The sequence below is a fragment of the Cetobacterium sp. genome (assembly GCF_977044495.1).
Genome location: NZ_CDRRQU010000003.1, coordinates 42,546 through 57,868 on the forward strand (window position 1 = coordinate 42,546; position 15,323 = coordinate 57,868).

Annotated in this window: 11 protein-coding genes and 1 pseudogene; 7 read left to right on the plus strand and 5 right to left on the minus strand. The window is 32.9% G+C overall.

The annotated features are described in order from the left end of the window. Nucleotides 1-56: 56 nt before the first annotated feature. Entirely contained in the window at nucleotides 57-1,469 is a 1,413-nt protein-coding gene (locus ACWI69_RS01260) for an MATE family efflux transporter (RefSeq protein ID WP_448820052.1), read from the plus strand. Then, entirely contained in the window at nucleotides 1,426-2,766 is a 1,341-nt protein-coding gene (locus ACWI69_RS01265) for an MATE family efflux transporter (protein WP_448820053.1), read from the plus strand. Before ACWI69_RS01260 ends, ACWI69_RS01265 begins: the two co-directional genes overlap by 44 nt. A gap of 31 nt (nucleotides 2,767-2,797) precedes the next feature. On the opposite strand, the gene ACWI69_RS01270 is transcribed toward ACWI69_RS01265, so the two are convergent. Next, nucleotides 2,798-3,436 (minus strand): flavodoxin family protein, encoded by a 639-nt coding sequence (locus ACWI69_RS01270; protein ID WP_448820054.1) that lies wholly within the window; start codon nucleotides 3,434-3,436, stop codon nucleotides 2,798-2,800. A gap of 115 nt (nucleotides 3,437-3,551) precedes the next feature. Between ACWI69_RS01270 and coaBC the strand changes: the two genes are divergently transcribed. The 5 genes from coaBC to hydA all read left to right on the plus strand — a co-directional run bounded on the left by coaBC (nucleotide 3,552) and on the right by hydA (nucleotide 10,259). Beyond that, nucleotides 3,552-4,736, plus strand: coding sequence for a bifunctional phosphopantothenoylcysteine decarboxylase/phosphopantothenate--cysteine ligase CoaBC (coaBC, locus tag ACWI69_RS01275; RefSeq protein ID WP_448820055.1), 1,185 nt, complete (start codon nucleotides 3,552-3,554; stop codon nucleotides 4,734-4,736). Between the two features lie 38 nt (nucleotides 4,737-4,774). Next, the gene (locus tag ACWI69_RS01280) at nucleotides 4,775-6,193 is read left to right on the plus strand and encodes a TolC family protein (protein WP_448820056.1); all 1,419 of its coding nucleotides are present in this window, start codon (nucleotides 4,775-4,777) and stop codon (nucleotides 6,191-6,193) included. Nucleotides 6,194-6,207: 14 nt separating this feature from the next. Then, entirely contained in the window at nucleotides 6,208-7,359 is a 1,152-nt protein-coding gene (locus ACWI69_RS01285; protein ID WP_448820057.1) for an efflux RND transporter periplasmic adaptor subunit, read from the plus strand. 14 nt (nucleotides 7,360-7,373) lie between these two features. Next, a complete protein-coding gene (locus tag ACWI69_RS01290) occupies nucleotides 7,374-8,852 on the plus strand; it encodes a DHA2 family efflux MFS transporter permease subunit (protein ID WP_448820058.1) in 1,479 nt (492 codons plus the stop codon). A 63-nt stretch (nucleotides 8,853-8,915) separates the two neighbouring features. Further along, nucleotides 8,916-10,259, plus strand: coding sequence for a dihydropyrimidinase (gene hydA / locus ACWI69_RS01295; RefSeq protein WP_448820059.1), 1,344 nt, complete (start codon nucleotides 8,916-8,918; stop codon nucleotides 10,257-10,259). A 29-nt stretch (nucleotides 10,260-10,288) separates the two neighbouring features. Here the strand turns inward: hydA and xdh are convergent. The 4 genes and pseudogenes from xdh to ACWI69_RS01315 form a co-directional block, all read right to left on the minus strand. Continuing rightward, nucleotides 10,289-11,809, minus strand: a pseudogene (xdh, locus tag ACWI69_RS01300) (selenium-dependent xanthine dehydrogenase); the annotation flags it as partial. Between the two features lie 41 nt (nucleotides 11,810-11,850). Next, complete coding sequence (locus tag ACWI69_RS01305; RefSeq protein WP_448820060.1) at nucleotides 11,851-12,846, minus strand: 2Fe-2S iron-sulfur cluster-binding protein; 996 nt, start codon at nucleotides 12,844-12,846, stop codon at nucleotides 11,851-11,853. A gap of 14 nt (nucleotides 12,847-12,860) precedes the next feature. Further along, a complete protein-coding gene (locus ACWI69_RS01310) occupies nucleotides 12,861-13,958 on the minus strand; it encodes a 4Fe-4S binding protein (protein WP_448820061.1) in 1,098 nt (365 codons plus the stop codon). Between the two features lie 16 nt (nucleotides 13,959-13,974). Continuing rightward, nucleotides 13,975-15,318: a nucleobase:cation symporter-2 family protein gene (locus ACWI69_RS01315; RefSeq protein WP_448820062.1), complete on the minus strand. Its 1,344-nt coding sequence runs from the start codon at nucleotides 15,316-15,318 to the stop codon at nucleotides 13,975-13,977. Nucleotides 15,319-15,323: the final 5 nt, after the last annotated feature.

Here is a 15,323-nt window from a genome sequence, read left to right on the forward strand (position 1 = left end):
AATCTTTTAAGCTATAATTATATTCATACTCTATTTTTAAAGATTGGGGGGAATATATGAAAGAAAAACATAAAGAAATGGGAGAGCAGCCCATTGGTCAACTGCTTTTAAAATTTTCGCTTCCTGCTATGATTGGAATGTTTGTAAATGCTCTATATAATATAGTAGATAGAATTTATATTGGAAATATACCAGAAATTGGTCCTGTTGCTATTGCTGGAGTTGGAGTTGTTTTTCCAATAATGATAATCTCTCTAGCATTTTGTCTTCTAATAGGACTAGGTGGAGCGACTAATATCTCTATTTCGTTAGGAAGAAAACAAAAAGAATTAGCCGAAAAATTTTTGGGTAATGCTACTTCTTTGTCAATTATATTTGGTATTATTTTAACTTTTGTAATAATTTCCACAATGGATTTGTATATCGGAAAATTAGGAACAAGTCCTACTACAGAACCATTTGCTAGAGATTATTTAACTATTGTGGCTCTTGGCTTCCCTTTTTTAATGGTGGGATACACCACTAATGCAGCTGTTAGGTCGGATGGAAATCCTAAAATATCAATGATTACTCTATTACTTGGAGCAATAACCAATATTATTCTAGACCCCATTTTTATATTTGGGTTAAATTTAGGAGTTAAAGGAGCTGCACTTGCCACTATTATTTCTCAAATTGTTTCTGCAATTTGGACTGTTGGTTACTTTACATCAAAATTTAGTGGAATCAAACTTCATTTTAAAAATTTGCTTCTTGAATGGAATAATGTTAAAGAGATTTTTATTATCGGAGCAGGACCATTTGTTTTACAATTAGGTTCCAGTGCTGTTAATTTCATTTTAAATAGTAGTCTTATGACGTATGGAGGGGATATCGCTGTTGGGGCTATGACTATCGTTAACGCTGTTAACACTTTTATTCTTATGCCTATTTTTGGTATCAATCAGGGAGTTCAACCTATTCTTGGATTTAACTACGGAGCTAGACTCTTCCATAGAGTTAGACAGGCTTTTATACTCGCTGTAAAGGGTGCTGTTACTATATCGACCATTGGATTTTTTGCTATTCAATTTTTATCTAAATATTTTATAGTAATTTTTACTAATAGCCCTGAACTCTTAGATGCTGCGTCAAAAGGTCTTAAAATTTTTACACTGATGTTTCCTTTTATAGGTTTTCAAATTATAGCTGCTGTTTATTTCCAAGCTACCGGAAAACCTAAAACTACAATGTTTTTAAGTTTATCCAGACAAGTTTTATTTTTAATTCCTATTGTTCTAATCTTTGCTAGAATTTGGGGAGTTCTTGGAATTTGGATGGCTGTGCCGTCCGCAGATATACTATCTGTTATTGTTACTTTTATTATGACAAGAAAAGAGATGAAAAATCTTAAACTTTTAGAAAATGAAGAGGACTTGAAAAAAAATGCCGACAAAAATCAATCAACTAGCGAATCAACCCATCAATAAACTATTTTATAAATTTGCTTTTCCTGCTTCAATAGGAATGCTTATCAATTCTCTCTATGTTGTTGCTGATGGAGTTTTTATATCAAGGGGTATCGGAAGTATTGGAATTGCCGCAGTTAATATTGGATATCCTATAATCAATTTAACAGCTGCTCTAAGCCTTATGTTTGGAGCTGGAGGTGCCACTCTAATCTCCTTGCATAGTGATGATCAAGAGTTTAAAAATAAAAGTTTTTCATATACAATTATTTTAAATCTTATTTTTTATATTTTAATAGCTTCTATCGTTTTCATCTTTCCCAATAAAATAATGAAATCTTTGGGGGCAACTGAGCCTTTACTTCCTATGGTAAAAGATTATATGTATCCTTGTGTTATAGCTACATTTTTTTTGATGTTATCAATCTCTTTAAATGCTATTGTAAGAAATGATAACGCCCCAAAAAAAGCTATGAATTCACTTTTTATAGGTGCAATAACAAATATTGTCTTGGATTATATTTTTATTTTCAAACTGAGAATGGGAATTGAGGGAGGAGCCTATGCCACTGCTATTGGTCAAATTTTATCAGCTACATATCTTTGTATGCATTTTCCAAAATCTACTTTTAGATTAACTTTTGACACCAAAAATATTCAGTGGAAATTAATGGGAAAAATTTGTTCTTTAGGGTTCTCATCTTTTATTTTAGAATTTGCAGTTATGGTGATAACAATTCTTTTAAATATAACTCTTTCTCAAACAGAAGGACAAATAGGAGTTGCTGCCTACGGTATAATTTCATATTCATTTGTCATTTATAGAATGTTATTTACAGGTTTAGCTCAAGGTATACAACCTTTAGTTAGTTTTAACTACGGTCGACGTAATTTCAGAAGAGTTTTAGAAATTTTTAGATACGCACATAGATTTTGTTTTGTCGCTACTACAATAGCTTTGATTTTAATAAAACTCTTTGCCTTAGATGTTGTTAAAATTTTTACTGATGAATCTTACCTATTTGAATATACAGCCAAGGGTTTATTTTTATACTCTAGTGCTATTATCTTCGTAGGAGCCAACTTTATGAACATCTCTTATTTACAAGCTATGGATAAAGCTTTTTTAGCCAATATAATCTCCGTTTGTAGAGGTGTCGTTTTTATGGGGCTTGGAATTATCATTCTTCCGAAACTTCTCGGAGTTGATGGAATTTGGTTGACTCTTCCGTTTGCAGACGTACTGACGTTTATTCTAACTCTTACAATATTTAAAGTTCTTGGTATCAATAGAAATTTAAAAACTTCCAGTATATAAAAAACTCAGAGAAAATTCTCTGAGTTTTTTGTTATCTTACAAAATGTGTATATCTTTTATTTTCCTTTTCTGGAGGAATGATTGTATCCTTTGTATAATCAACCATCTTTAAAAGCCAAGCCATATTTTTTCCCAGAACTCTCATTATCTGCCTTCCCTCTTCGTCTTGCTCCACCTCTCCTGGTTTTAATCCATGTATCACACTCCAATAATTTGCTGAAGGCATTAGCATTTCTGAATAGTTTAGATAATTATTTAATTGATCAAATGTTGGAACTCCTCCTGACCTTCTTACAGCGACAACTGAAGCACCAACTTTATGTCTAAAGAGTCCTCCATTAACCGATGCCACATAGAATGCTCTGTCTAAAAAAGCTTTCATAGTCGCTCCCAATGAAGCGAAATGGACTGGTGACCCCAATAAAACACCGTCAGCTTCCTTAATTTTCTGAATCCATTCATTCACAAAATTTTCCTCTCCCATAACACATCTCTCGTCTCTATTCTTTGCACATCCATTGCAAGCTATACAACCACGAATAGCCTTGTTTCCCACATGAACTATCTCTAACTCTATCCCCTCTTTTTCTAACTCTTCTCCCACCATTTTCAATGCAAAATATGTATTTCCCTTTTCTCTTGGACTTCCATTAAATGCGATAACTCTCATAAAACCTCCTTTGATTTAACTATAATTTTAATTATATAACAAATTCTATTTTTTTTCAGCTTAAATATAGTATAATATATAAAAAAGATTCTAATTTTTCACTTGGGAGGATAATATGAAAAATATTTTAATTGGAGTTACTGGTGGAATTGCAGCTTATAAGTCCGCTAACATTGTCTCAATACTAAGAAAAAAAGGATATAATGTCAAAGTTATAATGACTGAAAGTGCCACTAAAATAATTACACCTCAAACCTTAGAAACTCTTTCTAGAAATAGAGTCATCACAGATATGTGGGAACGGAACCATCAAATTGAAGTTGAACATATATCTCTAGCTGAGTGGGCTGATGTTTTTTTAATCGCTCCTGCAACTTATAACATTGTGGGAAAAGTTGCAAATGGAATTGCAGATGATATGTTATCTACTGTTGTTTCGGCTTGTAAAAAACCTACATATTTTGCTCTAGCTATGAACGTAAATATGTACGAGAATCCAATTTTAAAAGAAAATATAAAAAGATTAGAGAAATTAGGCTATAGATTTATAGAGTCAGATGATGGTTTTTTAGCTTGTAATGTAAATGCCAAAGGACGATTAAAAAATGAAAATGAAATTGTTGAAATTATAGAAAAAGATTTATGTGTTCCTCTTCCAAAACTGTTAAAAGGAAAAAAAATTATTATCACTGCTGGTAGAACAGAGGAACCTCTAGACCCAATAAGGTATTTTTCAAATAGATCAAGTGGACAGATGGGATATTCTCTCGCTAAAGTAGCTGTAGATTTAGGGGCTGAAGTAACTTTAGTTTCTGGTCCAACAAACCTTGAAATTCCACATGGCTTAAAAGAGTTTGTCAGAGTAAGAAGTGCTGTGGATATGTTCGAAGCTGTTATGGCGAGATTCGATTCCCAAGATATCGGTATAGCTTGTGCTGCTGTTGCAGATTATAGACCTAAAAACTACTCTATTGAAAAAATTAAAAAATCAGATGGCGAATTAAATATTATACTAGAAAGAAATCCAGATATTTTGTTCACTATGGGCGAAAAAAAGAAAAATCAAATTTTAGTTGGATTTGCTGCTGAAACTGAAAATATTATGGAAAATGCTAAGAAAAAATTGGTTAAAAAGAACCTAGATTTTATTGTTGCCAACAATGCAGAAAATATGCAAAAATCGACTAATAGTATACAAATTATTAAGAAAACTGGAGAGAATATTATCTATAAAGAACAGCCAAAATCTGAAATTGCAAAATATATTTTTAATGAAATTTTAAAAGAAATTAAAAATTAATCTAGTTATTTAATAAACTTTTGTCAGGAGTGAGAACTATGAAACCCTATACTTTTTTTGTTATTTTACCTATCTTACTAACAGGCTGTCTTGGAACTCCAAAAGTCACTGAAATTCCTATCAAGACATTAATTACAGAAAATAAACCACAAAACAACACTGTCTTTTTTAAGTCACAACAATGGTGGCGTACTACGAACAATTCGCAATTAATATCTCTTATTGATGAAGTTTTAAAAACAAATAGTGACATTAAAATTGCTAAACTAAATATTGAAAAAGCAATTTACACACTAAACTCAACAAAAAACTCCAATTTATCAAGTGTGGATTTAGCGGGTAGTTGGAGTAGAAATCATGTTTTAACATCCCATGTACAAACTGACCTTCCTATAAAAGATATAAAAAATAGTGATACCATTGATATGGGAACTTTAGCTATTCAAGGGCAATATATTTTTGATATTTGGGGAAAATTCAATGCTTTACAAAATCAAGCTCAATACTCAAAATTAGCTGTAGAACTTCAGAGTGAATGGAGTACCCTTACTCTTTCAACAACAGTCGCAAATCTTTATGGAAAATATATACTGCTTACAAAAGAGGAAAATATATTAAGAAAAAAATTAAATATCGCAAAAGATATTTTAAGTTCTCAAAATACTCTTTATCAAACTGGTCTTGGAACTAAAGATAATATTTTAAACGCTAGCAATAATGTTAATTCTTTGACCCAAAAAATTACAGATATTGGTTCACAAAAAAATATCTTAAAAAATAGTTTTTATGCTCTTGTTGGAAACGTTAATTCAGAAAATATAGATAATATCTTATTATCACTAGACCAAACTGCTCCCAATTTTGATTATTTTTTAGATATTCCTCAATATATTGATTCGGATATTGTTATCAATAGACCTGATATTAAATATTATCTAGCCTTGATCAACTCCCAAAGAGAAAACTTAAAATCTTTAAAAGCTGATTTCTATCCTAGATTTTCTATAACTGGAAAATATCAATACCAAAACTTAGATATCCAAGACTTACTAAAAGCTCACAGCACATTGTGGGAATTTGGACCTAGCTTATACTTACCTCTATTCAATAGAAATGTACTTACTCAAAACTACAATATTGCTGGTATCGATTTGAATATTTTTATTGAAAATTATAATAATAACTTGATTAAAGCCTATCAAGATATCAACAGTAATCTCAGTGCTTTAAAAACATCAAAAACAAACAATATATTGGAAGAAAGAAATTATAACAATGTAAAAACCACATATAGCGACAAAAATACTTTATATCAAATTGGTAGTTTATCAAAACTTGAACTTTTAAACTATCAGAATAACTTACTTGATACAGAATTAAATTTTATTGAAAATAGTTTTACTCTATATACAAATCAAATTAACTTGATTGGATCCCTTGGTGGCTACTACAAATAATGAGGTGAAATAAATTGGAAAATCAAACTACAAACAAAAATGAAAATGAAACTAAAAATAGGAAAGAAGCTAAAAAAAAGATAGGAATATTCCTTTTGATTGTCATTATTATTGGAATTATATATTTACTTTATTATTTCTTTTTTTTGAAGGGATATGAGGAGACTGAAAATGCCTATATTCATGGGAATCAAGTCTCTATAACGACACAAATTAACGGAGTCATCAACGAAATTAATGTAGAAGATACTCAATCTATAAATACTGGTACTCCTGTTGTTAAATTAGATACTATTGATTATGAAATTGCTTTAAAAGATGCCGAAACAAAATTAGCAGAAGCTATCAGAAAATATCACATCTTACAAAATAGTATAAAACTTAATGAAGATAATGTGTCGATTGCCAAGGCAAATTTAACTCTCGCTGATAAAATGTTAAAAAGACAAACTATCTCCAGTGGTGCTGATATAACAAGTAAAGAAAACTTTGATACAGTTAATTTTAAATATATAGATAGTAAAAATAGCTACGAACAAAGTTTAATAAATCTTGAAAACAGTAAAATTCAAGCCTATAGCAGTAGTATATACACTCATCCTCTTGTTGTCTCTGCTATTGAAAATTTGAAAAATGCTTACTACAATCTAGAAAAAACTAAGATATTTTCACCTGTATCTGGAACTATAGCTCAAAAACAGGTTGAGTTGGGACAGCAGGTTCGAGCTGGTCAAACTCTTTTCACTGTCGTTGATTTAAGTAAAACTTGGGTCAATGCAAACTTTAAAGAGACTCAACTTGGAAATATTAAACCCGGAAACTATGCTGAAATCACCAGTGATTTAAACGGTAAAACTTATAGAGGAGTAGTCTCTGGATTATCAGCTGGCTCTGGCAGTGCTTTTGCTTTAATTCCGACACAAAATGCTACTGGAAACTGGATTAAAATTGTGCAAAGAGTCCCTGTTCGTATAGATATCGATCCCGATAGTCTAGAAAAAAATGGAGTTTTACCAATCGGTACAAGTTTAACTGTCAAGATCGATACGAATAAAAATGTTGATATTCCAAATCAATTTAAAGAACAAAAGTCAGAACTTTATAAAATTGATGAAAATAAATTGAATATATTGATTGAAAAAATAGTTAAAGATAATAGCTTTTAAGGAGGTTCTATATTATGAACTCATCAATTATTTTCGCTACGATCGCCCTAGCTATCGGCTCTTTTATGAATGTCCTTGATATGACCATTGTCAATGTTTCCCTAAGTCATATTGCAGGAGATTTTGCTGTAGCTCCAGACCAAGGTACATGGGTTATAACCTCCTATGCTGTAGCTGAAGCAATATTTTTGCCTCTTATTGGTTGGTTGACCAAACGTTTGGGAATCATTAAACAGTATTTAGGTGCAACACTACTTTTTACTCTAGCTAGTATGCTATGCGGTATCAGCCCTTCCTATAGTTTTCTGCTGACTATGAGAATTTTACAAGGTGTTGTTGGAGCTAGTATGATTCCACTTTCTCAAACTCTCATGTTGCAACTATATCCAAAAGAAAAAAAGGGAATTGCCCTCGGTATTTGGTCTATGACTATTGTTATTGCTCCTGTTATCGGTCCTCTTTTGGGAGGATGGGTCACTGATACTGCTTCTTGGAGATGGTGTTTTTATATCAATCTTCCTTTCGGAATTATATCTAGTCTAATCGTCTACTATATCTTCAAAAAAGATATAGCTAAAGAAAAAACAATTAAAGAGCCTGTGGATATAATTGGATTTATATTTTTAGCCGTTGGTGTTGGGTCTTTACAACTTATGTTAGACAAGGGAAATGATTTAGATTGGTTTTCTAACAATACTATCATTGCACTTAGTATATCAGCTTTTATTTTTTTAGTTCTTCTGGTCATCTGGGAGTGGCACCATGAATCACCAGTTGTCAATGTTCGATTATTTTTAAACAGAAATTTTTGTGTGGGATCATTCTCCCTGATGTTTTCTGTCTTAGCCTATTTTAGTGGTGTCGTTGTCATACCACTCTGGTTGCAAAATTATATGGGATATACTGCCTTTGTCAGTGGAAAATCAACCTGTACTTTAGGGTTAGCTATTTTGATGGTAGCTCCTATACTAGGTAAAAAAATAGATCATCTAGATTCTAGAAAAGTAGCCGCTTTTGGATTTTTTCTATTGGGAATATCCACGTTTCTAACATCAAATTATTCACCCCAAATAACTCCAAGTTATATTGGGCTAACCAGATTTTTTAATGGTTTTGGTGTGGGTATATTCTTCATATCCCTAAACACATTAACACTCTCAAACATCAGTAATGAGAACCTAGCTAGCGCATCTGGAATATACAACTTTATGAGAAATATTGGTAGTAGCTTAGGAACATCTTTAGTTATTCCTGCATGGAATCACACAATGGCTTTTCATCACACTATGATGGCTTCTGGCATAACATCTGCTAACACAAATATCAGTAGTACTATTGCTACCTCTGCACAATCTTTAACTTTAATAAATCAACAAGTTGTTGTTCAATCATCTATTATGGGAATTAACGATATCTTAATGGGAAGTGGAGTTATATCTCTTTTATTAATTCCATTTCTTTTCCTAGCCAAATCAACTAAAACAGCACTATAATATGGAATAAAAATTGCTTACTATAAGGGGTAGTAAGTAATTTTTTTATTGGAGGTTTTATATATGCAAAGTTTATTAAAAAATGGTTTTGTTCTAACTGAAAACGGCTTAATAAAAACAGATATTCTCGTTGAAAATGAAAAAATTAAAAATATTGGAAATATCACTTCAGAAAATTTTAATAGAATAGTTTATGATTATTCTAACAAATTTATTATTCCGGGTGGTATTGATGTTCACACTCATTTTAATATTGACGTTGGAATAAAATCGATAGATGATTTTTATTCTGGAGGTCTTGCTGCTATTTATGGTGGAACAACAACTATTATTGACCATCCCGGTTTTGGTCCCGATAAATGTCCATTAAATTTTCAAATAAAAGCCTACACAATGTTTGCAAAAAATTCTCCAGTTGATTACTCTTTTCATGGAGTTCTCCAGCATATCCCCGAGGATATAGAGGAGCAGATGCTAAGTTTAAAAAAACAAGGTATTACAAGTTTCAAACTATATGTGACCTACACATACCTAATGGATGATTATAAAATTTTAAAAATATTTGAAACTGCTAAAAAATTAGATATTGTTATCTGTGTCCATGCTGAAAATCATGGAATAATTGAATTTTTAAAGGAGAAATATAAAAAAGAAAAGTTGACAACCCCTATTTATCATAGTAAATCAAGACCCGATTACAGTGAAAGTGAAGCAGTTTATAGACTTTTAATTCTAGCAAAAACTATCACTTTTGAAAAATTATATTTCGTTCATATATCTTGCAAAAAATCTTTGGATATTTTAAAAAAGTTTAAGGACACTGGAATGAATTTCTTTGTTGAAACTTGCCCTCAGTACCTTATTCTCAATGAAGATTGTTATCTTGAACAAACTGGTGAAAACTATATTTTGAGCCCTCCCCTTAGAGATAAAGAGGATAATATCGCCGTTCAAAACTCTATAAACTCAAACTATATAGATGTTGTTGCAACAGATCACTGCACTTTTTCTCTTAAGGATAAAGCTTTGGGGAAAGATAATTTCTTAATCTGTCCAAACGGCATTCCCGGAGTACAAGAAAGAATTCCTATTATGTTTTCTGAAGTTTTAAGAGGAAACATAACAGCCAAAAGTTTTTTAAATACTTGTTCATTAAATCCAGCCAAAATTTTTGGTCTGTATCCTCAAAAAGGAAGTATTAAAATCGGAAGTGATGCTGATATAGTTATTCTCTCAGCAGAAAATTTCAATTTTACCAATCCTATTTCAAAAGCTAATTATAGTGTTTTTAAAAATTATACTTCTCTAGTTAAAGTTGATTCTACTTTTATTAGAGGAAATTTAATTTTAAAAAATGAAAAATTAATACTTCCAACTTTTAAAGGGGAGTTTCTAAAAAGAAAATAGAAAAGGGAGAGAAGTAAAATCCTCTCCCTCTACTTTTTATAAGCTGTTTCCTTCAGTGGCAATGATGTTCTAAGCTTTCCATCATATTTGTAATATGCTCCTTGAACTGCAGGTGCTGTTGGTATTACAACAATCTCTCCAACCCCCTTAGCCCCATAGGCCAGTTCCTCTTTATTTTTCTCTATAATTATAGGTTCAATTTCTGGAATATCTGTTGATCTTAAAAGACCAATTGTTCCAAACTTTGATTTTATAACTCCTTTCTCTACTTTTAAATCTTCAGTTAAAGCGTAACCTAAACCCATCACTACTCCACCTTCAATTTGCCCCTCCACATTTTTAGGATTTATTGCTCTTCCAACATCATGTGCCGCAACGACTTTTTTTACCTTTCCATCCTCCCCCAAAACAACAACTTGAGTTGCATATCCATAAGCTACATGACTTTCTGGATGCTCTTTTTCAGAATTCATTGGGTCTGTTATTCCAGAATATTCCCCTAAAAACTCCTGACCTTCCAATTGTTTTAAAGATTTATTTTCCAAAGCATCTTTTAATTTCAATGCAGCTCTTTTCGTTGCTTCTCCTGTAAAAACTGTTTGTCTTGAAGCAGTAGTAGTTCCAGAGTTTGGAGTTCTACTCGTGCTAGGCATTTCTACAACTATATCCTTTGGCAACAATCCTGTGGCTTCACAAACCATCTGTAAGGCAACAGTCCCCATTCCTTGTCCTATGCAAGCCGCACTTGTTCTTATATGAGCTTTTCCATCTTCTATTGAAATCAAACATCTACCGATATCGGGTAATCCTACTCCTATTCCAGCATTTTTAAACGCACAGGCTATACCAACTAACCTATTATTTTCATAGACATCTTTAACCGCTAATAAAGTTTCTTTCAAAGCTGTCCCTGAATCTGCAATCTGTCCATTTGGTAAAATCATACCCGGTTCTATAGCATTTCTATAACGTATTTCAAAAGGTGAAATTCCAACCATCTCTGCTAACTTATTTAGATTACTTTCAGTAGCAAATGCTGATTGAGTTACTCCAAATCCCCTAAATGCACCACCAATCGGATTGTTAGTATACACCGCTATCCCCTCTATATCTATATTGTGATAGTTATATGGTCCTGCTGCATGAGTACACGCTCTTTGAAGTACAGGTCCTCCTAAAGAAGCATAAGCTCCCGTATCTGCTAAAATTTTGGCTTTCATTCCCAAAAGTTTTCCATATTCATCACACGCTGTCGTCATCTCTATTTTCATTGGATGTCGCTTAGTACTCACCACCAAACTCTCTTGCCTAGTCAATGTAAATTGAACTGGAACTTTCAAGTTCCAAGCTAAAAGAGCTGCGTGATGCTGAACAGACATATCCTCTTTTCCACCAAATCCACCTCCTACATAAGTGCTCTCCACTTCAACTTGAGAAGGTTCCAATCCTAAAAGCCTTGAAATTTCTCTTTGCTCATCATAGACACTTTGAGAACTTGTCATTATTTTTATACCATTTTCTTTGGGTATAGCTGTGGCACTCTCTGGTTCTAAGTAAGCGTGTTCTGTATATGGAGTATGATATGTATTTGTTACAAAACATACTTGGCTTCTTGTATAGCCTTATCTATATCTCCTCTTTTTAAAACTTGTTTAAATAATAGATTTCCCTTTTTATATATTTTTGGAGCATCCTCTTCTAAAGCCTCCTCAGGATTAACTAATGGTTCTAATACTTCATATTCAACTTTTACTAAATCTTTAGCTTTTTTTAAAATCTCTTTAGATTTTGCTCCTATTAAAACCAAAGCATCTCCCATATACCTAGTTATTTCACCTTCGTCTATCAAAGCGTCCCAATCTGATATAAAAGATAGATGTCCTATATTCCGATACCCCGGAACTTCTTTTGCCGTTACGACTCCCACAACGCCATCCAATTTTTTTACTTCACTTGTATCTATTTTTTTTATTAAAGCTCTTGGATGAGCTGTTCTCACTGCTCCCCCAAATATCATTTTAGAAACTTTTATATCCTCTGCATATTTTCCAACACCCAATGTTTTTTCTTTGGCATCAACTCTAAAAGTATTTTCTCCAACTAACCCCTTACATTTTACTTTGGGTACAACTTCTCCATTTCTAAAAATTCTTGCGGCTTCTTGTATAGCTTTTATTATTTTTACATACCCTGTACACCTACAAATATTTCCACGTAATGCTAATTTTATCTCCTCTTTAGTTGGTTCTAAAGTTTTTAAAAATACACCTTTCGCACTGACTACCATACCGGGGATACAAAAACCACATTGAACCGCTCCTTCGTTTGAAAAGGCATATGCAAATACATCCCTTTCGTACTCTGTCAATCCCTCTACCGTAAATACATTCTTTCCTGCCACTTTCTCCGTTGTAAGTAAACACGCTCTAAATGGTTTCCCATCAACAAGAACCATACAAGCACCACAAGCTCCCTCTCCGCATCCATTTTTTACTGCTATAAAATCCATATCATCTCTTAAAAAATCTAATAGATTTATATTTTTTTCTGTCTCTACAAGTTTCCCATTTATAGTTATTCTAAACATAGAGTCCTCCTATTCTATCTTGGTATTGACAACGCTTTTGTAGGACATTTTGATACACAAACTCCACATCCAAAGCATCTCTCTATATCTATAACTGCCTTCTTATTTTCTATCTCAATAGCTTTATAACCACAAACTATTTTGCAAATTCCACATCCTATACACTTGTCTAACTCAACTTTTGGCGGAACTGTCATATAGTTATTCTCTTTAATATTTTCCATATGCTTTATTGTTATCCCTCTTATTTCATCCAATGAACTATATCCATGAGCATCTAGCCAGTTACTAGTTTCCTTAGCGATTCTACCAAAAGCTTTAGGTCCCTCTATTATCCCTTGAGTACAAACTTGAACAGCTGTTGCACCAGCCATTATATATTCTATTACATCCTCTCCCTTTGTAACTCCTCCCACCGCAAAAATTGGGATTTTTACCGCTTGCGCAAGTTCATATACCACTCTCATAGCTATTGGTTTTATCGCCGCTCCTGACATCCATCCATATCCGCTTTTACTTCCCATATGTGGTTTTCCAGTTTCTAAATCGATTGATAAGCAAGGTCCCACAGAGTTTATTGCAACCAGTCCATCTGCACCTGCAGTCTCTAATGCTCTAGCTACATCTCCTAAATTTTCAACCCCTGGTGATACTTTCATAAACACTGGCTTTTTTGTTAGCATTTTTGCCATTTTTAAAGTATTTAACATGGGTGTTAAATCCCTTCCTACATAGTGACTTGAAATTTCATAGGCATCTGCAAATTTATCAACCATAGGTATCAGTTTTTTTATATCCTCTTTCACATATCCAAGACCTATTATAAGTGGCTCACCTGCAATTTTACATTTTTCATATTCCTGCTCTACCCAGTGCTCTGGAGATAATTCTGACCACAACTCCGTATTTAAAAAATGATGTCCTTTAAAATCATACATGCAAGGTTTTGGAATTTCCGCTGCTTTACTGGAGATTGTCTTGGCAACTACCCCTGCTGCTCCCCCTTCTATTGCTTCTTTTATAGCTTCAGCATCTTTTGATGGTGGTCCCGCTGCCACTATCACTGGATTCTCATACTCTAGTCCTGCAAAATTCACTCTTATATTAGCCATTTTTTCCTCCCAAAATCTATTTTTTATTAAGCTCATTGAATACAATATTTAAAATTAAGACCGTTAATGCCCCCAAAGTCACTGGACTTTGAAATAAAATTTTTCCCCATTGAGGAAAATTAGTAAATAGTTGCGGTGCTGCTATTGGAGATAATGCCATACCCAAACTTGTAGCTACTATTACAAGATTTTTATTTCCATCATAACTTATTGCCCCTAACCTTTTTATACCGTTAGCCGCAACTATCCCAAACATTATTATTCCTGCTCCACCTAGTACAGGTAAGGGAATTGATGTTAAAACTGCTATTAACTTAGGAAAGAAACTAACAACCAACAGAATTGCTCCAGCCGCGGTTCCAACAAACCTGCTTTTTACCCCTGTCATTGCAGCTATTCCCACATTTTGACCAAATAGGGAGTGAGGGAAACTATTAAAAAATCCAGATATAATACTTGTTAAACCATGTCCTCTTAAACCAGCCACAATTTTTTCCTGATTAGGTTCTACAGAGCATATATCAGACAGGTTTATCTGATTCCCCGTAGCATCTGTCATTATCACTAATTGAACTAAAAATAATGATAAGATAGCTGTTAATTCAAATTTTGGAAATCCAAATTGCAGTGGTGTATTTATTGTGAAAGCTGTAGCTTCATTTATGCTGGAAAAATCACTTAATCCCATTGGAATCGCTACCAACGTTCCTAAAAAAATACCCAAAAGAATTGCAATATTTCCTAAAAATCCTTTTGATAATTTTTGAATACCCAATATTATTACCACTGTTATCAACGCTAAAATTATATTTTTAATACTTAGATAACTTGAATTTTTAGGATTTCCAGCTATCCATCTCAAAGCTACTGGAATTAGTGACAATCCCATTGATGCCACAACAACTCCTGACACCAGTGGTGGAAAATATTTTAGAAGCTTCCCAAACATTGGTGCTACTAGAAATGCAAAAATTCCAGATACTATTGTCGCTCCAAACATAACCTGTAAACCAAAAATTGGATCCGTACCTCTATAACTCAATCCTACAGCAACTAAAGCTGAAACCCCTGCAAAACTCACTCCTTCAACTATTGGTAGTTTTGCTCCTACCTTTCCATGTATATCTAAGGTTTGAATAAATGTTCCAAGCCCAGCCATCATAAGTGTTGCACTCACTAAAGTGTTTATCTCTTCTTGACCTAGTCCTAAACTCTCTCCCAAAATCATAGGAACAGCTATAGCTCCTGCACACATTGCAGCAACATGCTGAATTCCCAATAAAAACATATCTTTTACCCTTAATTTCTGATGAACCTCTTCAACAACCTCTTTATCTAATTCCATAATTTTAACACCCATTTTTC